At 44.3% G+C, this 21979-nt stretch carries 16 protein-coding genes; 15 read left to right on the top strand and 1 reads right to left on the bottom strand.

What is annotated here, in order from left to right; all coding sequences use genetic code 11:
* Positions 1-31: 31 nt before the first annotated feature.
* Complete coding sequence (locus ACLB09_RS05605; protein ID WP_410768767.1) at positions 32-787, bottom strand: YheC/YheD family protein; 756 nt, start codon at positions 785-787, stop codon at positions 32-34.
* 266 nt (positions 788-1053) lie between these two features.
* Between ACLB09_RS05605 and ACLB09_RS05600 the strand changes: the two genes are divergently transcribed.
* The 15 genes from ACLB09_RS05600 (at position 1054) to ACLB09_RS05530 (ending at position 21489) form a co-directional block, all read left to right on the top strand.
* Positions 1054-1437, top strand: a complete 384-nt coding sequence (locus ACLB09_RS05600; RefSeq protein WP_410769007.1) for a MarR family winged helix-turn-helix transcriptional regulator — start codon at positions 1054-1056, stop codon at positions 1435-1437.
* A 42-nt stretch (positions 1438-1479) separates the two neighbouring features.
* A complete protein-coding gene (locus ACLB09_RS05595) occupies positions 1480-2118 on the top strand; it encodes a nitroreductase family protein (RefSeq protein ID WP_410768766.1) in 639 nt (212 codons plus the stop codon).
* A 13-nt stretch (positions 2119-2131) separates the two neighbouring features.
* Positions 2132-2428: a putative quinol monooxygenase gene (locus ACLB09_RS05590; protein ID WP_410768765.1), complete on the top strand. Its 297-nt coding sequence runs from the start codon at positions 2132-2134 to the stop codon at positions 2426-2428.
* 177 nt (positions 2429-2605) lie between these two features.
* Positions 2606-3436: a heparinase II/III family protein gene (locus tag ACLB09_RS05585; RefSeq protein WP_410768764.1), complete on the top strand. Its 831-nt coding sequence runs from the start codon at positions 2606-2608 to the stop codon at positions 3434-3436.
* Positions 3437-3684: 248 nt separating this feature from the next.
* Positions 3685-4716 carry an aminoglycoside phosphotransferase family protein gene (locus ACLB09_RS05580; RefSeq protein ID WP_410768763.1) on the top strand — a complete coding sequence of 344 codons (1032 nt, stop codon included), beginning with the start codon at positions 3685-3687 and terminating at the stop codon, positions 4714-4716.
* A gap of 345 nt (positions 4717-5061) precedes the next feature.
* On the top strand, positions 5062-5739 hold the full coding sequence (locus ACLB09_RS05575; RefSeq protein WP_410768762.1) for a response regulator transcription factor: 678 nt from the start codon (positions 5062-5064) through the stop codon (positions 5737-5739).
* The gene (locus ACLB09_RS05570) at positions 5736-6746 is read left to right on the top strand and encodes a sensor histidine kinase (RefSeq protein WP_410768761.1); all 1011 of its coding nucleotides are present in this window, start codon (positions 5736-5738) and stop codon (positions 6744-6746) included. Before ACLB09_RS05575 ends, ACLB09_RS05570 begins: the two co-directional genes overlap by 4 nt.
* A gap of 92 nt (positions 6747-6838) precedes the next feature.
* Complete coding sequence (locus ACLB09_RS05565; RefSeq protein WP_410768760.1) at positions 6839-7552, top strand: ABC transporter ATP-binding protein; 714 nt, start codon at positions 6839-6841, stop codon at positions 7550-7552.
* Complete coding sequence (locus tag ACLB09_RS05560; protein ID WP_410768759.1) at positions 7549-8298, top strand: ABC transporter permease; 750 nt, start codon at positions 7549-7551, stop codon at positions 8296-8298. The genes ACLB09_RS05565 and ACLB09_RS05560 overlap by 4 nt, the downstream gene beginning before the upstream one ends.
* On the top strand, positions 8295-9053 hold the full coding sequence (locus tag ACLB09_RS05555; RefSeq protein ID WP_410768758.1) for an ABC transporter permease: 759 nt from the start codon (positions 8295-8297) through the stop codon (positions 9051-9053). Before ACLB09_RS05560 ends, ACLB09_RS05555 begins: the two co-directional genes overlap by 4 nt.
* Positions 9054-9215: 162 nt before the next feature.
* Positions 9216-9449 (top strand): transcriptional regulator, encoded by a 234-nt coding sequence (locus ACLB09_RS05550; protein ID WP_076106729.1) that lies wholly within the window; start codon positions 9216-9218, stop codon positions 9447-9449.
* A gap of 505 nt (positions 9450-9954) precedes the next feature.
* Entirely contained in the window at positions 9955-10887 is a 933-nt protein-coding gene (locus ACLB09_RS05545; RefSeq protein WP_410768757.1) for a bifunctional helix-turn-helix transcriptional regulator/GNAT family N-acetyltransferase, read from the top strand.
* A gap of 310 nt (positions 10888-11197) precedes the next feature.
* On the top strand, positions 11198-12049 hold the full coding sequence (locus tag ACLB09_RS05540; protein WP_410768756.1) for a hypothetical protein: 852 nt from the start codon (positions 11198-11200) through the stop codon (positions 12047-12049).
* A gap of 250 nt (positions 12050-12299) precedes the next feature.
* A complete protein-coding gene (locus ACLB09_RS05535) occupies positions 12300-15365 on the top strand; it encodes a hypothetical protein (RefSeq protein WP_410768755.1) in 3066 nt (1021 codons plus the stop codon).
* A gap of 4 nt (positions 15366-15369) precedes the next feature.
* Positions 15370-21489 (top strand): hypothetical protein, encoded by a 6120-nt coding sequence (locus ACLB09_RS05530; protein ID WP_410768754.1) that lies wholly within the window; start codon positions 15370-15372, stop codon positions 21487-21489.
* The last annotated feature ends 490 nt before the right edge of the window (positions 21490-21979 follow it).

The following is a 21979-nucleotide window of genomic DNA, read 5'->3' as shown; positions in this document are numbered from 1 at the left end:
ATGTTCGGGAAAATAACGGTTTAACTTTCGGTTATTTATTACGTCCATACTGCTTCCCGTAAGACAGAATTTTATGATATAAGCTCTTATCTTTTAATGCTTTTAGTGGGTATATTTGCGGCCGCGTGTTCACTTCCAGAATCCAGGCTTTACCTTTGGAGTCAACTGCCACATCCAAACCGAGTTCTTTGAATCCTTTATAATTTCGGTCAAAATTTTTGCCAACGGCAACGCCAAGTCTTTTGAGATCCGACTCCAGCTGTGGAGTAAAGGTGGAACTGAATTTAGCACCATTCATTGTATTGCGGAATGTTCCAATAGTGCCGCCTTGATTATAATTGGTGGCTACTTTCTTCGGATTGCCGACTTTGGTGAAGAGGGCGGTGCTGGCCCAAGTTCCTTGTTTGGTTTTCTGAACCATAACCCGGACATCGAATGGCTTTCCATTGCTTTTGGCTAATCGAATTCCCTTTTGCAAAAGATAAGGTCTGGTCCCCGCAAAGCGGTTCAGGTCACGAAACAACTGAGTTGTAGTTGAATATGACTTTCTAGTTGTGTTCAACTGGGTTTGGTAGCCACCGGCGGTTTTGCTGATACGAATAATGTTATTTCCGCCCGATCCATTTGTGGGTTTAAAGAAGACGGTGGTGTAGTTGGCAAGCATGCTGGAAAGATTTTTTTTGTTAAAGGGTAATGTGATTGGGATATACTTTTTAATATAGCTATCTTTAAGCAACCATTGGGTTTTCGTCCACTTACTCTTGATCGTGCTGCTTTTGTATTTCATTATGAAGAGTATCACCTCTTGTTTTTGATTAGCATATGCCGAAAAATCGAACGAGTCACCCTGATGGCATTGAACCAGTATATAAGCCTACGACCATTTTTATATAAAAATAAGTTGAAATTAATGCTAGCTACTTTTCCGGAAAAGTTCTTGATTTTCTGTAAAGAATGTTTTATCATTGACCCATCAACTATTGACGGGTCAATGGGTTAAAGGAGGTCTTTATCATTTCTAAATGTCATACAGAAGATCTGCTGTACTTGCTAATGCATCTAAACAAGCATATTGCGACCCGGTTTGAACGATGTGCTGGAGTTAGTCCCAATCGGCTCGAACTCCTTTGTAAACTGACAGGTGGCCAAATTAGCCAGTCGGATCTGCAAAAGGCTGTGTCTATTGATCCAGCTGCGGTGACCCGTCATGTTCAGCAATTGGAAGCAGAAGGAATCCTTATGCGCACTAGGTGTGAGAGCGACAACAGGATTACGTTAGTTCAGCTGACCGAAGAAGGCCAAAGTAAAGTAGCGATGTTTAAAGCGGAGAAAGACCGGTTTCTGGAGGAACTCCAGGCAGACCTCACGGAATCGGAACGACTTGGTTTAGTTCAAGCTCTACAGAAGCTGAACAGCCGGATTCAACAAATGAAATAAACCAGTAAAACCAATTAACTATAGAGATTAGGAGAGAATAACATGACTGCAACTACCCTAAGCAATGATTTTAAAGAAATTATTACTACCCGGCACTCTGTGCGCGTATACGATCCATCGGTCAAAATCAGCAGTGAGGAAATGACCGAAATGTTGGAAGAAGCGACTTTGGCCCCGTCATCCGTTAATCTTCAGCCCTGGAGATTCCTTGTCATTGATAGCCCGGAAGGTAAATCGACGCTTGAAGAACTTGCGCCAGGCAACAAAAACCAAGTTACAACCTCATCTGCAGTCATTGCTGTGTTCGGCGATATGAACGCATTTGACAATGCTGACGATATTATGAGTACTGATGTAGAAAAAGGCTTTATGCCACAAGAGATTAAAGAACAAATCATGGCTAACTATACTGATCTTTTCAGCCGTATCCCGGCCCAAGCTTTTCGCGAAATGATTCTTATTGACGGCGGCCTGGTATCCATGCAGCTTATGCTTTCCGCTCGCGCCCACGGATATGATACAAACCCGATTGGCGGATATGACAAATCCCGTATTGCTGAAGCCTTTGGTATGGAAAAGGACCGCTATGTACCGGTTATGCTCATTTCCGTAGGTAAAGCGGCTAAAGAGCCACGCAAAACTAGTCGTCTTCCTATTGACCGAATTGCGCAGTGGAAGTGAGGCTCTGACTACGATGATTATTATTCATGCAGAAATGAAAGTTAATCGCGAAGCAGAAGCGGAATTTCTGGAGTCCGTACAAGAACTTATTGAAGCATCCCGCGCGGAAGCAGGGAATGTATCGTATAAGCTCCTGAAGGATACGGATCAGGATGACACCTATCTTATGATCGAACAGTGGAAAGACCAAGAAGCAGTAGCGGCTCACAATGCAAGCAGCCATTTTCAGGCGTTCGTTGCTCAAGCACCAAAATACTTGACGGCTCCGTTACAGGCTCAAGCTTTTGCAGGTCAACCCATCAGCAAATAATTAAAGATCTAAAGACTGTTATTAAAGTTAATCATGGGATTTGAATGAGAAGCCTTAGAAGAGGAGTTCTCCTTCTTTAAGGCTTCTTTATTATTTATCTGATCCAAAGACATCAGTGGGTTGTCATTAACCGAAAATGCTGCACACGGACAAAGGTTGCTGCAGAGGCAAAGTGCTATGATGCGTAATGCGGAGGGGAAGGCGCAGGTCGAGAAGACTGCCGAGCAAAACCAAAAGCAAGAGCCGGAAGAGCAAGTGCAGAAGAAGGTTCAGGACTGGAGCCTCGCCAGTTATTATCTTCCAGACGCTGCTTGGCTCGTCTCGCGGCATCAATCCAAAGCGGGTGCGTTCGGCTTCGCCGCCAAAAGCGGGAATAACGGTGAGCCGCATAATCATAACGATCTTGGCCATTTCATTCTGTATGGACAGGGAGAGATATATGCCGCTGATCTCGGCAGCGGGGAATACACGGCCGATTACTTTGGAGATGGTCGCTATGGATATGACTGTAATGGATCGCAGGGGCATTCGGTCCCGATCATTGACGGTAAGTATCAACGGGAGGGGCCGGATCACAGCTCGACGGTACTTCGTGCCTCGGCTGCGGCGGACAGGGACGAGTTAACGCTTGAGTTGTCCGGTGCTTACAGAGTTGAAGGCCTACAGCGGCTGGTCCGTTCGATGGTGTGGCATAAGGAAGAATGGCCCCGGCTTGAGCTGACGGACGAATACCGGTATGCGGGTACGCCGGAGTGCTGGACGGAACGTTTTGCGACCTGGCGGCGCCCGGAAACGGTGCGGCCGGGTATGATGCGCATTCCCGGGACAACGGGTAGCGGTGTCGAGATTCAATATGACGGCCAAATCCTGGAGCCGGACATTGCCAGGCATGTGTACCGTGGCCATTTCGGCCGGGAGACTGTTTGGCACAGCATAGATTTTCATGTGAGCGAGCCTGGGGAGGAAGAGAGGTTCAGTTTTGTTTTTCAATTCGTGCCACTGGATTAAAGCGGTAAATTATTTTATTGTTTGTACGTAGTGATACTTCAAAAAATATGCATTGAATTAATTCACATATTCAGAAGTTTTGTATTCCTGTAAGAAGTCGCCTATACGGCGGCTTTTTATGTTTGAAGGGAATAAATCTCGTCCCGGAGTAATGAATGGCTATATCTATAGTTGACCTTTCATCGTTGTCTTCTTTTCAAATATGATGTTATTACATTGCAAAGCAGATACGATTGGAGGACTTCATAATGAGCGAAATAAAAGCCGAAACTTTGACACAGGTTTTAAACAAAACGCTCGGTACAAAAATAATCTGTGCAGATTTCCAAATCAAACAATTACATGGAGGTACACTGGGGGATGTACAGCTTGTAACGGGCAATGCCGAAACCACTGACGGCAGGAAATTACCCTATGAAATCGTTTCAAAAACGCAGCAGAAATTTGAACGCTACGGCGATCCCGATTCATGGCGTAGGGAATATGATTTTTATAAATCCAATTTCGGATCTCTGTTTTCTGAATCATTCCGTTGGCCTGAGTGTTATCACCTAGAAATGAACGAAGGAGAAAACGAAACGCAAATATGGATGGAATATATCGACGGCATATCGGGTTTAGACTTGACTGGCGATATGTATGAACGCGCAGCCGAGGAATTAGGACGGTTCCAAGGCAAGTTATATGCCGAACAGCCGGCTTTTTTACAGAACTTGACCAACCTGAGCAAGGTAGAGTATATGAAGAACTTCTATCTCCATTATCGGTCATGGAATAGAGTGTACGATTATATACGTTCAGACGATTGCGAAATCCCGAAACACCTATGTAAAATGCTCATCGACATTGATGAAAACGCAGACGAAATATTCAACCGGATTGATAAGCTCCCCCTCGTGCTGTGCCATAGGGATTTTTGGGTGGCAAACATAATCTATTCGGACGGTAAAATCATACTCATCGACTGGGATACCACGGGGTGGGGCTATTTAGGTGAAGATATGGCAAGTCTTATCGCGGACGAAGCCGATATTGAACATATGGTTGAATACTACCATAGATGTATCCCGGCGTATTACAAGGGATTTTCGGAATTTACGGATATTTCACACATAACGGATAACTGCGTTTATGAATTGATTCTACTTATGTTCGGATACAGGCTTGTAGAGTGGTATATGGACGCAGGATCGGGAAACAAACTCCAAGAAAATGATGATGAAAGAATATTGCACATCCATACCTTACAAAAAATCTATGAGATAGGGAATGAACAATGACTGAGGAGACTTGAATGTTGACGGCAAAGCTCCTAGAGCTAAAGCATTACAACTCATTCTAAATACCTTAAAGCTCAATTCCAAAATCAAAACGATGCTTGAGCTTTTATAGTAATTATATTGGTACAACAAAAAGCGCCAGGTTTTTGAGCGCTTTTTTTCTTTAATTATGCCTGGCCATAATATCTTTACGTATCCTAATTGCGAGGATGTCATTGTAAATAAATGTTGGATGACAATTCATAGTCACATTAACGAACGATAAAATAGTATCAACTGGAAAGCATTTTTTAAATTGTTTTAATCTGTCTAATAGTAAACTCTATTTAAAGAGAGGGATGTTACTTGAAAAGAAGCGTATTATACATTGAAGATAATGAGAAAATAGGCAGTTGGGTCAAAGAAGAATTGGAACAGCGAGGGTTTTCGGTTCACTGGCTGCTTTCTGGCGAAGGAGCCGAAAAAGAAGTAAATCAGTATGAAGTCGTTATTTTGGATATCATGTTACCCGGATTAGACGGTTTTACGGTGGGAAAACGATTAAAAAAGGCGGCTCCCGCTGTTCCTATCTTGCTGTTATCTGCTCGTACATCAATCGATGATAAAGTAGACGGATTACAATTTGCTGATGACTATGTAACGAAACCCTTCCATACGGATGAATTGGTTGCAAGATTAGAAGTATTAATCCGTAGAAAAGGTGGAAAACATTCCGAACGAATTTCATTAGGAAATCAGATCGAAGTAGATCCGGAAGGTCAAATGATATTTGACAAACGGACAGGAGAAGAAATTATTTTGACAGGGAAACAGCATCAAATATTAATGTATTTCCTGCGCCACCCTAATCAAGTTTTAACAAAAGAACAAATCTATGAAGCTATTTGGGAAGAAGCATACATAACCGGTGATAAGACATTAATGGTACACATCCACCGGCTGCGTCAAAAGCTGGAACGTCATCCCGATTCCCCGGAGATCATTGAAACGTTGAAGGGAATAGGCTATCGGGTGAAAATATGAAGCAAAACAGATCCTTATTTCGTCGTTTCCTAAAAGTACATTTTCTATTTATCTTTTTTCCACCCATAATGCTTATTTTCATCAGTGCGTTTTTTGGGGTTTCAGATCTCCATGAAAAAAATGTAAATACATTAAATCTGTTCTACGTTACCGTGCTATTGTTCGGTTTTATTATTGTCGCATTTGTTATCTTATCTTGGCTGTTCTTCTTGAAACTTCAAAAACGCCTCGCCTGCTTGCAGGAAATCATGTCATTTTCAGCTAAAAACAACTCCTTTCCTGAGCCCATATCTGTTCAAGCGGATCGTATGGATGAAATAGATCAGTTAGGAAGTTCATTTAACTGGATGATTCATCAGCTTGAGGGAAGCCGCAAGCGGGCATATGAAGAGGAATTGCTACGACATCGGCTCATCGCGAACTTATCTCACGACTTACGAACGCCGCTTACCATTTTGAGAGGGCATGTCACCAGATTAAATAATGAATCCATGAGTTTAGAAGGACAGCATTCCTTAACTGAGATCAACCATACGATAACAAGAGTCGGAGATCTAATGGATGATCTACTCTCCTATACCTTGCTTACATCAGGGAAACATCCTTATATTCCTGCTTCAACAGACATTGTACGTTTAGTAAGAGCATCTGTTGCCGCATGGTATCCAGTATTGGAAGAGAACGGATTTCAGCTTGATGTTGATTTACCGGCAGAGGAGACTTTTTATTGGGAAGCAGATCCTAAATGGATGACAAGGGTTCTGGATAATTTGTTTCAAAATATTATTCGCCATGCAGCAGAGGGGAAATATGCAAACATTGTGGTGGATGTAAAAAGAGAACTGATCATTGTTGCGGACAGAGGTCCCGGTTTGGATAAATCTTCACATGAGGGCGGGGCGGGGATAGGTTTGTCGACTTGTCATTATATGTTGAAAAAAATGAATCTGAAAGCGAATTTTACATCAAATGAATATGGCACAAAAGTAACTATTGGTAGAGCTTAACCTAAAGGTAATCCAGAAGTAAACAGGTTGAAAAACGAGATGTAACTTTGTTTCTCTATAATTGGAACCATAACAGAAAGGAAGTGTTATGGTTGCTTGAAATTAATAACCTGGTTAAACATCGCGGATCTCATGAAATCTTATCGGACATCAGCTTTAAGGCTAGACCTGGTAGAGTAACTGGTTTTTTAGGTCCGAATGGGGCAGGTAAAAGTTCTACACTTCGCATCCTGCTTGGGTTGGATCGTGCCACCTCAGGGAGTGCACTCATTAATGGCAAGCCATTCGCAGAATTACATAATCCTCTAGCTACCGTAGGCGCCGCACTTGATGGATCTGGAGCTCACCGCAGGCGAACGGGACGGGCACACTTGCGTTGGATTGCTCGTGCCGCAGGATTGTCTCGCTCACGTGTCGAGGAAGTTCTGGAAATCGTAGGTCTTGCTGATGCAGCGGGTCAAAGAGTAGGGAAGTATTCTCTGGGTATGGGGAAGAGACTAGGAATGGCGGCTGCGCTGCTGGGTGATCCCCAAATACTGGTTTTAGATGAACCTGTAAATGGACTCGATCCGGAAGGTATTCGCTTTATTCGGACATTTTTACGTAAACGTGCTGAATCCGGAAATACCGTGTTACTATCCAGTCATCTAATGGGAGAACTTGCGGAGACGGTTGATGACGTGGTGATTATTAAGCATGGAAAAATTGTTGCCGACGGAACCTTGGAAGAAGTTATAGGTAATCATTCCTCGCTGGAGGAAGCCTTTTTTGCCCTGACATCTGGCAAAGCGGGTGACACGGTATGAAGGCATTCAACGCGGAACTATCCAAATTGTTCTCCTTGCCGGGCATTTGGCTTGCCTTTCTTATTGGAGCATTTGCCCCAGCGGTCATAGCTGCCTTGGACAGTATGGCACAAAAAGAAGATATCCTTGCTGGAGTTGGCACACGGCTATCGGAAGTTGGATATATTGGATTAGCTCTTGGTTTGCAAGGTGTCATTATTCTCGGTGTGCTTGCCGTCAGCAGTGAGTATTTGACGGAGAGCAGTGAATCTGGTGGAGGACAACAGATTACAACAAGCTTAACGGTTGTTTCATCAAGGCTTCATTTTTTGCTGGCAAAAGCAGGCGCTGCGACAGTAATTAGCATACTGCTTAGTATTGTTGCTATTATGACAACTGTACTAGCAACCCATCTTGTTCTTGGTGAGTATACCCCTGCATTTGAAGGGTCTAAACTGCTCGGTGCTGTCTGTTACTGGACATTCACCGCTCTTATAGCATTTGGGATTACTGTTCTGACTAAAAATGGCATAATCCCGCTTGCTGTTCTCATCATAAATACATCCGTTGTATCATTCAGTTTCCTGCTTTCTAAGGTTACGAGGTTGGCGTTATACTTACCGGATCGGGCCGGCATGGACATGTTTATGTCTATGAGCGACAGAATTCATGCCCCGTTTACAGGCGGTTTAGTCATGTTTGCCTGGGTAATCGTTCTTTTCATTGTTGCGGCTATTGTATTCCTTAGGAGGGACGTTGCAGCATGAGTGTCTCTTCTGGTAGAAAAATAAAACGAATCCTTCGTGCTGAATTGGATAAATTAGTAACATTACCATGGACATGGCTCACTCTAATGGGCACATTCATTCTTAATTTACTTTTAGCCGCAGCTTTTACTTCGGTTGGTCTACAAGGTGCAGCAGGAACGCAAAGTATATTGAATATAGGGCTTGCCTCTATGGGATATCTTCAAGTAGGGTTCATTATTCTTGGGATCTTAGCTGCTTGTTCGGAGTATTCCGGTGGACAGATTCGAACTACATTAACAACGATACCTTGGCGTGGGCTTCAACTATCCATGAAGTATTTGGCATTAGCAATCATAACCACTCCCGCAGCGTTTATTATTGCTGCATCCGGTGTGCTCTATACCTTTGTAAGGATGAGAGACACAGCAGTAGGGTTTGAAATAGACACCGTGATAAAAGCATTAGCAGGTGCTTCGGGTTATCTAACATTAACCACACTTCTCAGTGCAGCTATGGGAGCTTTATTAAGACGAACCACTCCAACTTTAGTGATATTGCTTGGTTTTTATTTCGTTGTCAGTCCGTTGGCGAGAGATTATTTACCTCGTATTACAAAATTTTTTCCGGATACGGCAGGATCTTATATGTATATGGCGCCTTCCTCTGATGAAGTAAATGTCCTTACGCCTATGCAAGGTACAGGCATATTAATATTATGGACATTGATCTTTATGACAGCAGCTATTGTATTTTACCGTAGGCAGGATGCTTGAGGTTCGGTTTCCGGAAAAGGATTTCCCGGCGCTGGAACTCGCCCTACAAATTGGGCAGACGCATGGGAACTTTATTGTTATGGGGCTCTTTATGAAGTATATTCATGCTGGCAATGGACAACGCTTAAGGTTAAGTTATCTTATGCGGGAGGTTATCGCTGCTTGAAATTTGAACTAGGACGATGCTTATTGAATGAACGATTAATGGAATCCGGAAAGTCGGCGGAATGGCTGGCAAAAGATTTGCTTTTCAAACCGGAACGAGTTTACGACTTTATTGAAAACAAAAGAGTGATGCCACTCAAAATTGCCATATCGATCGCCGATTCCATCGGTTGTGATGTTCGTGCCCTTTATGAATTAATTCCGAACGATAATGAAGTAAAGGGAGATTAACGTATAAGTGGTAGGTTGTATTAAGACTATAACGGCGATCCATTAAGCTAAGCTAGCGGGAAACAATAGCTCAATCAAAATTAGAAGGCAGCCGATCATTGTGATCGGCTGCCTTTGTTAAACAAACGGCAGTTTAAATTAAAATATAATTACATTTCGAGTAAAGGGGAAGAAAAAAGGAATGATGTCGGAGGGCATCCCCAATTATTCAGGAAGTATATTATCGAAATTGGAGAATGGTTGGACAGAAAGAAATTGCTTTGAATATGAGGAGTAGAGAAGTTGAACTGGAGTGTTTTTATTTAGCAAAACGCTTTGAGAATGATGGCTTTTGACGGTACTGATACTGTGAAGAATTGTGCTGGAGGAAACAAAGAAGTTATGAAACTGCTCTAATTTCATTTAGTTGATTTAGTCAAGTAAAATCGATATAATGCATTTAGTTGACTTAGTCAAGTAAATGCATTGCGTTTATTGTAATACAGTTAAGCTAGGGGGCCTCCTTATGGATTCAGAAACATCTATAATTCCGATTATTCGAAAATTCAACCGATTCTACACAAAGGTCCTCGGGTTGCTCGATAAGCATCTTCTGGACAGCAATTTTTCACTATCAGAAGTTCGGGTGCTTTACGAAATCGCTAATACGGAGTATTGCACCGCCAAAATGCTCATCGACCTTCTAAGTATTGACGCGGGCTATTTAAGCCGGATTCTCAAACGATTTGAAAAGCTGGGCCTTACCTATCGCGTCCAATCACCAAACGATGGTAGATCATCTTTGCTGTACTTGTCGAGTTTTGGAGAAGAGACATTGTCAAAAATGAACACCTTGTCTGACGACCAGATTCGCAATTTGATCGTCAAACTGCCGAATCAAAGAAAAAAGAGCATTGCCAGAAGTATGACCGCCATTGAAAGGGCGCTATCTGGCAATCCTGAAGAGCGAAGCGTAAACATCCGGTCCATATTGAAACCAGGAGACGTTGGGATGCTTATTCATATGCATGGGTGGATCTATGCAATGGAATGCGGTTATAATCATTTATTTGAAGGATATGTCTGTAAGACGTTTTACGATTTGCTCCGCACTTACAACCAGGACGAAGATCGATTCTGGATAGCGGAAGAGGATGGAGAAATTGTTGGCAGTATAGCGATCATAGGCCATTCGAATGAAAAAGCACAGCTCCGGTGGTTTGTACTGCATCCGGATTACAGAGGAATAGGCATCGGAAAAACGCTTTTTCAAGAGGCGATGCGTTACTGCAAAGAAATGGGCTACCAGCGTATTTTTTTGGAAACAACGGAAGACCAGAAGACGGCTATTGCCATGTATAAGAAAGCAGGTTTTAAAAAGATAGCCGAACAAGAAAACGAATCTTGGGGGATACGTCTCATCGAACAGACTTATGAACTTAATCTGAGAAGCAATTAAGCTTGAAATCGTTGGCGGCCGGCTACACCCAGGATTCCCGGGAGCGGGTGGTGGCATCAAAGAAAAAGTACTATACGCGCAATTTGAAATCCAAAAAGACATTTCAAGCATTTCATGTTTCGCATGCACGTTAGCTTATTATTTAATCTTTTAAATTTTTTAAGAATCCGATGAATCAGGTCAATCGAACAACGTTTCGTAGTCCTAGTCAGATTATTAGAAACCTATTAGCATGTACACGTACCAAATGGGCTCTCTTAGCATATGAATAAATCGAAGCAATGCGCTAAGTGCGAAAGAGAGGTCCCCTATGAATAAAGAACTTACGAATCCAAGACAAATTCCTCCCTGCAAAGATCCTTTAATTTGCCACACTGTAATAGGTAAAGGCGATCATGAAATAGAGGCTATCGTAGATTTGTATTCTTTGGGAGGTTACGAGATCGATTTAGTCAAAGTACAGTTTCGCAAAAAATCCTCATATATGATTGTTCAGGGAACGTCCGAAACCCGGGTTTTATTGGATCAGGATAAGTTGGAGCAAGACGCCTGTTTCGTATCGGGATTACGGGATTGCCCGCAAACTTTCCGGGTACGTATCAGCTATGTTCCTGATGTGGGGAAGACCAGCGGCAGAGTGTTTGTACAGGGAATTTTGACCGACTATTTCGGAAGATCTCCCCAATCGTTGACTTATTTGATTGCAGCATGGTCAGGTTTTACGCCTTTATGTCCAGATACAACAGGTATTCTAAAACATATAGGACGCACGCATGAATGCGGGCCGCTCAAAATTTCAGTCGATATTCATCAAAACGTGCCGGGAGGTTTTTTAAATGTTGCCGAAGTCTTCTTCTCGGATTTGTCCACTAATACTTGGATGGTGAGGGACTACAAGCAAGGTTCCAGAAATGAAGATCCCTTGATCCTGTTCAATCAAAATATTGAAGAACATGATGTCCTTCTGTGCCCGGTAAACGGAAACCACTCCAAAAGCACGGTCCAGCAAGTCTGGATAAAAAGTATTGACTTGTTTATCCCTCAATTTCATGTTTGCGGCAAACTATGCATAGACGGAATGTTTATGATTAATAATATCTGGCATAACATCCAGCCACGAATATTAGCAAGCTGGACTCATGAAGGCAATGAATGCCCATAGAACAACAAGAAGTTTACACATACAGGGGTGACATTCCATGAAATCCGCTCTTCATTACTTGCCTACGGATCATACTTACAGCTTCTATGCTGCCGCAGAAATGGATACGGTAGGATGGCGGGGATTCCGGCCAAGAGGAACACTTCAATCCAATTCCTTGTCTTTAGGCGACGCCTGGAATAACAAGGGCATCTTCGTGTTTGCTGTTTCGGAGCCGGATTATGCCGATCTGAACGAGGCTATAAAGCTGTTGGGAGATCAACATGACCAAACCTGGCTGATATGGCTCAACCCCGATGGCTCCATACAAAGACCTATTGTAAGATTAAAACCCAATCGGCCGTCGGATTATCTATCTGCTAAGGATTATGATGTATCTTTAGGAGAGAGCATATCATTTATCATTGACAGCAACACAGCGGTGAAATTTAATTCGGATAAAGAACAACTCGAGTTTGTATTTAACAGGGAATCGAAAAATATTAGATTTATGGAAGAACTAGACGAGCAACCGCTTATCCAAAGTGTTGCGGTACTTTTACCCTTCGGCGGCAAAGATGGAGGAACGTTCCGGTTTACCGTCGAAATTGCGTCGGAAGAATTGAATAGCAAGTTTAACTTAGGTTTGAAATACTTTTATCTCAAAAAGGATCAACCAACCCCAACCGTCCCCGAGCAGTTCTATCCCGTATTTGAGCCGACGCCGGGATTAAAATTATTATTCCGCGTATCCTTGGATCCGACCGACCCGTATAACCGTGAATTTGCTCGGACTCCGCATGCCGGCCTGCGCTCATATATGGCATTTGATCGTACGAAAGATTCAATAATCCCCCTGTTACCCAGTCACTTCCGCACCTCTTTCGGGCATAAGATCACGCTTCTTCCGCAACTTGAGTTTGACAATCAATCCATATCCGAGGAGCCCCGCCCCTTGGCAGACAGCGCCCTACTGGTATTTTCCCCCGATTACAAACAAACAGCCTATACAATTCCGCAAGGGCATTTCTCCTTATCCATTGAAAAGCCCGTTCAATCCACAAATCTGCTCTGCGGCACCACAGGAACCGAGTCCGTAATTTTCAATCCCGCTTTCGGTGCTTATGCGGGCGATCGTATGTTGTTTGTGCCTGGCTGCGCTGCTTATTGGCCTGCCGATCCGGCACATTCCGGGGAGTTGTTGTCGGTTCCCGAATTAGAGAACTCCGCTTCTACAGCCTGGATATCGATTAGGCCAAGCGAGAACAGGCTGCCGGAATCGCCGCCGATCGTTTATTCCTCACAGCCAGAAGAAGAGCCCCATCATCGGCCTCTAACGGATGGAGTGAGCAGGTTTCATGAGCCCAAACTATATGATTGGATGAAAGAGGACCATAGTGTGCCTCTAGTCCCTTTTCAAGGAATCCGGAGGGAAAATGCCCCGGATATGGAGGCGGCATTGTCCTTTGAGCGGTTGGCCATCGCTCCTAACCGAAAACGGCTCATGGACCGTTTTTCCGAGTCCGCAAGCGCCGCACGTACGGCGAATTCATCTTCGGAAGACGGCTGGTCCGCAACTCCGCAAGGGTTGCTCGTCAGCGAATCGGCGGGCTCATGGGATACTCTTGTGCTTGGCCAGAATGACAGGAATCCCGATTCGTCAAAACTTGGACCGGAGAGGGAAAGAGTTGAATTCATGGGGCTATCGAATACTTTTCGTAACACTATGCTGTCCAGCCGCCTCTTTCTTGTGATGTCCATAAACAGTAAGACGCACTGGAATCAGTTTAGTAATAAAATCTCTATTTCGGATTGGCCGTTTCAAATAAATATTCCTGAATCTCTTCCGGGAGATCCCGAGAACCGCGATAACCGTAACATTGTAATTATGAAGTATGCCCCGGGAAAGCTGGCCGAATGGCTGAAGAAACCCGCCCTTTGGGGAAATCCGGAACAATTTAACAAACAACAGCTGGGCAAGCTTTCCGATGCGCTGATAAGTTATTGCCGAGTGGACGAAGAAGAGGATCGACTGCCGCCGGAGCTTATACCCTTTTACCGCCTATGCCACAAACCGGATTGGACAGGCATATTGGCATTAAATGTGGATATTAGAAAAGAAGATATGCCGATGGAGCTTATTGGATTGCTCGGGGGCATAAATCCGCAGAAACCGTTCCGGGCTCATCACATCGGCCTGAATGGCGGCAGGGTCGAATGGAAAGATGACGGATTAAGCATGGACAAGCTAAGTTCTTGGTTTGGGTATATCCACTATCAAGATGATGCCGATGTTTGGGGGAGCCAACCGTTCGGATTTCGGGTAACCGAACTAAAAGCACGTTTTGAAAACTCCAATATCGAAACTTTCGAGTCAAAAATGCAGCTTCTCATTCGGAAGTTATATGAAACCGAGATGTTTATCGGGGATCCAACCCAAGACCCGGTTGTGACATTAACCGGCTCTATCGAAAGGCACGAAGGAGTCCCTTCCTATGTTTTTCAAACGGACAGTGCAACTATTGCCAAAATGAAAGGTACTCACCCGATTTTAGAAGCTATGAAGATGATCAAGGTCAGCTTTCAAACTACGGATGCCACAGATATAAAGAACATTAAATCGCGATTCTCGATCTGGGGCTGGAAGTCCTTTATCGAAAAATTAATCGGTCCCATTCAGGCCATGGACATATTGGGGTATGGGGAGGGCGATAACGGTTTATTGTTCAATAATTTGGGAATCACCATGGAATTTAATGTAAGTGATCCTTTTACTCCACCGACCTTTGGCTTTGATCCGTTTCAGATCGAACTCGATCCTGACAAAAGCGCTCAGCGCATTAATAGCCTGGGTGATCATTTTCCGCTACGCCTGCGCAAGTTAATGGTTGCAAAAAACAAAGATGAATGGAAGCAAGCGGGGTATATGGAAATAAAACTAGACGGTTTAGGCGGTTCTCATCATGATGAGAACTGGTACGGGCTTGAATATGCCATCGATTTGGGAACCTTGGGAAAATTGGTACCGGAAGGGGCATTAGTCGGCAGTTTCCTTATTGGATGGAATGCACATGAAGAAGTCTATTGCGGGATAAAGATCCCCGGAGTAGATCCCAGCCGAGGGATGATGGCATTGCAGGAAATGATGAATTTGGTCATGCCGAATGCCTTCAAATTGTCGGTGAGTGAAAATAATACTTACCGTATGGTGACTGAAGCTTCCGTAAATTTGTTCGGTAGAAACTACAGTTTCAATTTTGGATTCTATGAAGATCCTCAAAATAAGAAGCGACTTGGTTGGTACGCAACGACAAATATTAAGCCGAGAGGAGTGTAAGGTTGTGAAAGAAGAATTTGCAGCGCTTGGGCAGTTTATTACTTCGGATGAGCTGGATGAATCCTTATCTGTTGAAGCTACGGTTGATAAGATGGAGGAAGTATTTGGACCTGCCGGTGACTCTTTCCCGGATAATCTAAAATATGACCCCAACAGCGGATGGATTGCCGGGCTTAAGTTTAAACCCCTTCGTTATATCCACTTGGCCGCATTGTTCCAGGATCTGCATCATCGCTACGGGCTTTTTATCGGACTCGATGATGATGGAATGGCTGGTCCGTTCAAGGGCCTGCAGGCAGAAGTGCAATATGAGAAAAGAGAAGGGGCCCCGGGCCTTTTTTCCGGAGCAATTCAACTTCCCGACGCGCAACGTTCAACCGATATGGGAGCCGTAAAAATAGTCATTCCGGAGGTTTCCTTCGATTTGTACCGTAACGGGGACTTTAAGATAGATATCGGATTCCCGGCAGGCCTTGATTTTTCACGGTCTCTTTGCATTGAAGCGCCTCCGTATATCGGCTGGGGAGGAATTTACTTTTCTCGCAAGAGTAATGAAACCTCGGCATATGCCAATGTCCCCGAGGTTAAAGAAGATGTAGGCCGCTTTGAATCCATCATTGAAGCGGGAATAGCCGTAAAGCTCGGTTACGGCAAGTCATTCGGACAAGGGATTCTGGAAGCGGGTTTGAGTATTACTGGAATTGGCATTCTTGAAGGGACTATCGCCACATTTAGATCAGCTGATGACATTCCGAAACACGACAAATTTAACTGGTACAAGGGCGTGCTTGGACTGGCAGGGAATATTTTTGGGCGAGTGGATTTGGAGGTCTTGACGGCGGAAATCGATTGTGAGGTAAGCACCACCGCCAATTTAATCATGGAGGCCTACAGAAGCTCAGATATTGTTTTTGATTTCAATGTGGACGCTTCGGGGGAAATTGAAGTCAACTTCGGATTCACTAAAGGAAAGATAACGAAAGAGTTTCATGAACATTTTGAAATGGACTTTACGATGGGCGAAGATCGGCCCGAAGACGCTCCTTGGTATAGTCCTGCTCTATTGTTGGATGCACCGGCATTTCAAGATGAAGATAAATTGGTCTGGAAGCGGGTTTTCCCGAAAAGCGGAAAAGAGAAAATTTCGCTGTACTTCTTGCCGCATCTGTCTATTCGAGACGAAGGGGGGAACAAAGATGCTCAGTGCGCAGCTATGCTATATATGTCTGCTCCGGGCTCCGAGGCAACAGATCCTTCTTTTTCGAAGTGGATCGAGGGATTATTTCTATGGGCGGTGAATGCGTATTTATTCGGCAGGGACACGAATTATGACGAATTAATGAGTCAGAACATCAGTGGACAGCAGCTGAAGAATATTCAAGATTTATTAATTAAGGACGGGATTTCGCAATCTCCAATTGATTATGAACAACATATCGTCCCTTTTCTAAATGATTATTTCGAATTTCATGTATGTCCTCCCGAGGCAGATGACTGTACTGAAGATCCTGAGGCAGAGATACAATCGTTCGTATTTTTCCCAATGCTTCCCGATTTTAAGTTGACCCTGGAAAAAACGAAGAATGATGGAACGATTGAAGATGACAAGTGGGATTATGACAAAAAAATGCCCCGTTCGAAACAAAATATCCAAAAAATAAAGAGCCATATGTACAAAAGTATGGCGGATCAACGAACGGATTCCCAGCGAAAATATGACGAATCTCTTCTACAGCCAAGCTCGAATGTATCAGCCCGTTCAAAGACGATGTGTGTGCACTGGATGCAAGACGCGATAACCCTGGTCATTAAGTCAATCATTAACTTTGCTGTGAGAACCATCGGCGATAGAACGGAGCGTATTGAAGTATTTATCAAAGAATTATTGGAAGCTAAAACGAATGATGATAAGACGACTCTCGTATCCAATCTGGCCGCCATGAAATCCCGGTTTGCGCTGTTTGGACTGCGCGTCACAGAGGGAGGTACCCAAAACTCCATTTACTCCGAAATCGGACAATTATTTGCAATCCAACCGGATGAAATCTCGAAATTAAAGTTTACCCTTGAGAAGGGAAACAAACTAGCGGTAAAAATGAATACATGTACGGAACCTCCTGGAGATGAAGATAAGCTGGAGGTCACTTTCCCGGATTGCGAACTCCAACGTATGCGGGATCTGTTGGATGTGGCAGTTCCATCGCCCGATCAAGAATGGCCCTGTATTCGACCGCTTCGGCCTTATGCCGAAGTCCCGCAATCCTTCCCGGCCAAGCCGGGAGCTAACTGGAGTATTAACTCCAGACCAAGTAAGGGTCTCCATGTATTCTCGGCGGCGCTGGGCCGCAGGCTTATGAGCGACGACCCTCCATTACTAAAATTGTGCCGCAGAGATCAATTAGAATGTAAGGAAATACAACGCTCGGAATATGATTTGGCAACCTTCGTGGAAGTCAAGCTGGTCAAGACACAGTATGACAACCTTTACGAATTGCGCGGTGCAACCGGCTATGGACAAAAGCTTCTCGAACGGCTGGCTCGGAAACTTCCGACGGACAACTTTCCGGCGGATGAAGTACACTTGAAAAGCGTTCATATCCTGCATTGCGACAGCCAGACAAGCGAATGGGTTTCCCATAATGAGCCCGTGATGATTTTCCGGAGCAATCTGACGACGTTCAGTGAGCCAAAAGATAGTGAAGGACTAACTCTAACCAATAGTAATAATGTATTGGATATCTTTGCCTCTTCGCTATATAAAAGCGGAACCGTAAATTCCGGCGGGTTTTATTTAAAATATATTTGCAGCGAGTGGTCCAATTACGGGAACGGCGATGTCTTCGAGGCTCAGCTAATATTGAGCTACAGTTCGCTTGCAACGCTCGCCCCTTACATGAATGCAGTAGTTACATCCGCACCTGTAACGGACAAGCCGGCCAGTTATTTTTTCCTGGATGAGTTGTTATTCAAAAAGGTGCCTATACTCCAGCCCGGTCATGTAGGTTTGGAAGTATATCGTCCGCATCCTGCTCCAACTCCGCCGGGTTCGTTCGATCCGGCCACCTATCTCCGCCGGATGTTTCATTTGATCGGTACGAAAGTTGAAGGAAACGGAGTATTTGACGATCAGGATGCTGCAGATGTACCCATTGCGCCTGTGTCCGTCGTTAATGTACTCCCATGTCCCGCGAATACAAATTCCGCCGAACCGGAGGAATGGCGGAAGTACCGTTCCGTGCTGCGCATTGAGAATATACCGCCTGTATCTGGCCCAATAGTTGAATGTCAGGAGCCCGAGTATGATCCATATTCCCATATCGGGGAGAACTTGCGCCTTAAGCTTACTCCCCGGGACGGATTCGGAAATGTGCTTGATAGCTGGAGTAAACAATATGAAATGCCCATTCTGTACCGGGACTTTGTCGTTCCGGTCCATCAATGGCCGGGAACAACGATGGCATACCGTTTGGAGAAAGGCATGTCGTTAAGCATCAGTCTCCATTTCGATCCGCGGGAGCTGGCGGACCCGGAAGTGGCCCAAGATATTTATGCTACGGCATATCATCATTTATCACGCACTGATGTGCAGGCATATTTAAGTTCCTCGATCGGTAATCATCAAGTTACGGTAACGACGGATTTGAAACAATATGCTCTGGAATGTTGGTGCAGCCTGATGTCAATAACGGCCCCAAGCCCAATTACAACAGTATTATCTGCAACAATTGACGTGAATTGGGACATTAAAGAGCCTGTTTTTGAATTCACCGTGGATCTGTCGATCAAACGAACCGAAGCGAAGCTAATCGATCCGGAGCTCATGAGCATTCCTGAAGCGAAAAACGGAAACAGCCGAATTGCTCACGAATCCGTAACCCAATTGACCGGCCAGCCCGGTCAACCTGGAACTTATGTTCAAGACAAGCAAACATTGAAGCAATTGGCCGATGTGATAGAGGAGAACCAAAAATACAAATTAGCCCGGGGAGCATGGATTGAGGGGGAGGATGCCAATCGTTTGTGGATAGTCGGCATCGGTGAGCACGGCAACATCAAAATTGAGCTGCAAACCGATACGTTCCTTTACGCGGCGGCCCCTTTAGAAACCGTGAAACATAAACGAAGCTTTCTTGTACAAAACTATGAAACATTCGCGGAGCCGGGGGAATCCGTTAATGATCCTGCGCTATTTGCCGAGCAAGAGGCAGATTTGGATCAATGGACCTTGGAAACATTTGAGTTTATCGATGAAATGCTTCGGCCGCCATATCTTCAGGTTATCGGGGAGATCGATCAAGGTCTGACCTTAGAATCCATTCTGAAATGCAAGGAAAACATCGCAAATTCGTTCACAAGCAATGTCAACCACCTTGGGAAGTTGTTGAAAGAGGCAACCTTCAGTCAAGATGATTTACCTGCCGCCCGAAAACGTTATTTGGACGCTATGCTCGTACATCTGTCCGCTTCCTATGATCAAGATACGATTATACAGCAGCCGGTGCGCGTCGAATTAGAGAACGGGGATCCCGAACTGATGAAATCCATTGGCCTCTACGGATCGATTACGGCGAATGTTACCGGGATAGAGGAGAAGTCAGAGCAACCAAGTGTCACAAAGATTCAGGCTTCTTTTTCTAAAGCCAAGCTGTCCCTGTCGGAAGGGATTAACCTGTTATCGTACTTATTCAATGTCAAAGATGCCGGAAGATATTCCCGGTATATGGCGAAAGATATTACTTACAAGGTGAGTCATATCGAGCATGTCGCAAGTGATGTGAAGGGGTTCAAGTCTTCTGCCTGGATTAAGTTGGTCAATCCTTCAGAACTCAAATTGGGGGATCGAATGATACCCGTTGTGCTTAAAGGACACCCCGTCCCTCCTGAATTAACGCGGCATGAATGGTCCGCCCCGGCGGACTCAAGCAGTTTGGAAGAGGTACGGAAATGGGACTATGCCTTTTCCTACAAATTAGGACACGATGCTCCTGCTCAGGAGGATGTAAAATATGTAATCGAATGGAATGAAGATGACTCGCCGGTTCTCCTTACGGAGGAAGACACTCTTCCGCAAGCGATGGCCCAGCTTCGGCATATTAGGAAAGACATCCGAACCCATATGCTTGATACGGGCAAAGATAAAGCAGTCGCTTGTTTGCTTAAGGCAGTTCAAGGTATCGCGGACAGCTGGAAGTCACCGACAAGACGACTTCCTAAGACCAAATCATCCGGTTTGTTCACTACATTTCATACCTGGACACGAATCGGTCAAGCAGAGGAGGAAGAGGGAAATACGACATTGGAAATGGTACTCGATTCAGTAACCGGACCTATCCCGGCATCGGATATCCAGATTCGGTTTGGCGGATATCAATCCGAAACGGTTTCAAAATCTAATAATCAATGGATATTCCGATTCTTCATCGAAGAGACGCTAAATGACGCCACATTCAAGCGGTATTTAACGAATAAGGAGAAGCTTCATCTGGCGGATATCGAAGAGACAGTAAAGTTTACCGGGATCGATATTCTTAGCTTTAGGAGCGCTCGTGCTTCTTTATACAAGACTCGGAACGAGTCGTTGCTTAAAGGAAGTTCTACCTACCAAGAGGCAACGGCGGAAGCGTTTGTGTATCGTGCTCCCAAAGTGACGCCTGCTGATCCTGTGGCGCCTGTTATTAAAAGCAATGCCGGCATCGATATTTCGGTGTTAAAGTCAAATGCATCGACCCAAACGGTGGAGGCCCACATTAAAACGCTGTTGGAGGAATTGTTCAAGCCCGGGTCGAATGAGATTTATCCTTGTACGCTTGTTTGCTCGGCCGTTTATCGATACCCGTATTTAAAGGTACAACCCCCTCACCCCTTAATGGATCAAGAAGATGAAGCGGAGGTATCTATTCCGATTTGCTTAAAGCATCCGTTCCTTTACACGGATGACGATGTTTCGATTAAAGCATTTTGCAGCGAGCTGGAGTACTGCTTGAATAGGGTGGACGGACCGATTGGAGAACAAGGGAGGTTCGTAATCAATCTCAAGGTTTACCCACACCACCCGGAGACTACCAATACGAAGCCCGTTCTTTCCTTGGGTAGGCTTGAACTCCCATTGAATAAATTAAGATAAATTAAACAAAAATTTTAGATATGAGAAGGCCCCATAGGAAGAGGATCCCATATTAAATTGAACAACCGACAAAGAACCCAGGAAAGGGTTCTTTGTCGTGCACCGAACAAGTGGAAGAATACGTGATAAAAATGAGTAAGGCGTGTTTCGCTTCCTATGAATGTTGGAGTACCCCGATATGAAAAAAGCATAACGGCTTGTTTAGATTTCAAGTTAGCAAATAAACTAAATAATCCTTGTTTAAACTCATTCTTTCTAACTTTTCCTTGTTATTGATAAAATATTTCATTCCTTTTTTTTCTAATATCCCGTCTTCATGGAATTGGTTAAGTGTGTATAATAAATGTCGATAACTCCTCCCCCAAGTATTCTGCTGTTTCGGTATGCTTCTCTTGAAAGCATCCATCATTTTCTATTTGAAGAATATATTTCGCCAATCGCTCAGATGGGCATTAAAGCGGTTAGCATCTCGTGTATCCTCATCGTTTTC

The organism is Fontibacillus forbon, from assembly GCF_046559655.1.
GTDB lineage: Bacteria > Bacillota > Bacilli > Paenibacillales > Paenibacillaceae > Fontibacillus.
The sequence above is the reverse complement of the archived record's forward strand: the minus strand, read 5'-3'. Positions and strand labels throughout refer to the sequence as shown.

Excerpts from the sequence above, each read along its gene's own strand:
- ACLB09_RS05560 (WP_410768759.1), top strand. The coding sequence starts at position 7,549 with ATGAAGGCATTCAACGCGGAACTATCCAAATTGTTCTCCTTGCCGGGC.
- ACLB09_RS05580 (WP_410768763.1), top strand. The coding sequence starts at position 3,685 with ATGAGCGAAATAAAAGCCGAAACTTTGACACAGGTTTTAAACAAAACG.
- ACLB09_RS05605 (WP_410768767.1), bottom strand. The coding sequence starts at position 787 with ATGAAATACAAAAGCAGCACGATCAAGAGTAAGTGGACGAAAACCCAA.
- ACLB09_RS05570 (WP_410768761.1), top strand. The coding sequence starts at position 5,736 with ATGAAGCAAAACAGATCCTTATTTCGTCGTTTCCTAAAAGTACATTTT.
- ACLB09_RS05585 (WP_410768764.1), top strand. The coding sequence starts at position 2,606 with ATGATGCGTAATGCGGAGGGGAAGGCGCAGGTCGAGAAGACTGCCGAG.
- ACLB09_RS05545 (WP_410768757.1), top strand. The coding sequence starts at position 9,955 with ATGGATTCAGAAACATCTATAATTCCGATTATTCGAAAATTCAACCGA.
- ACLB09_RS05555 (WP_410768758.1), top strand. The coding sequence starts at position 8,295 with ATGAGTGTCTCTTCTGGTAGAAAAATAAAACGAATCCTTCGTGCTGAA.
- ACLB09_RS05600 (WP_410769007.1), top strand. The coding sequence starts at position 1,054 with ATGCATCTAAACAAGCATATTGCGACCCGGTTTGAACGATGTGCTGGA.
- ACLB09_RS05540 (WP_410768756.1), top strand. The coding sequence starts at position 11,198 with ATGAATAAAGAACTTACGAATCCAAGACAAATTCCTCCCTGCAAAGAT.
- ACLB09_RS05595 (WP_410768766.1), top strand. The coding sequence starts at position 1,480 with ATGACTGCAACTACCCTAAGCAATGATTTTAAAGAAATTATTACTACC.
- ACLB09_RS05590 (WP_410768765.1), top strand. The coding sequence starts at position 2,132 with ATGATTATTATTCATGCAGAAATGAAAGTTAATCGCGAAGCAGAAGCG.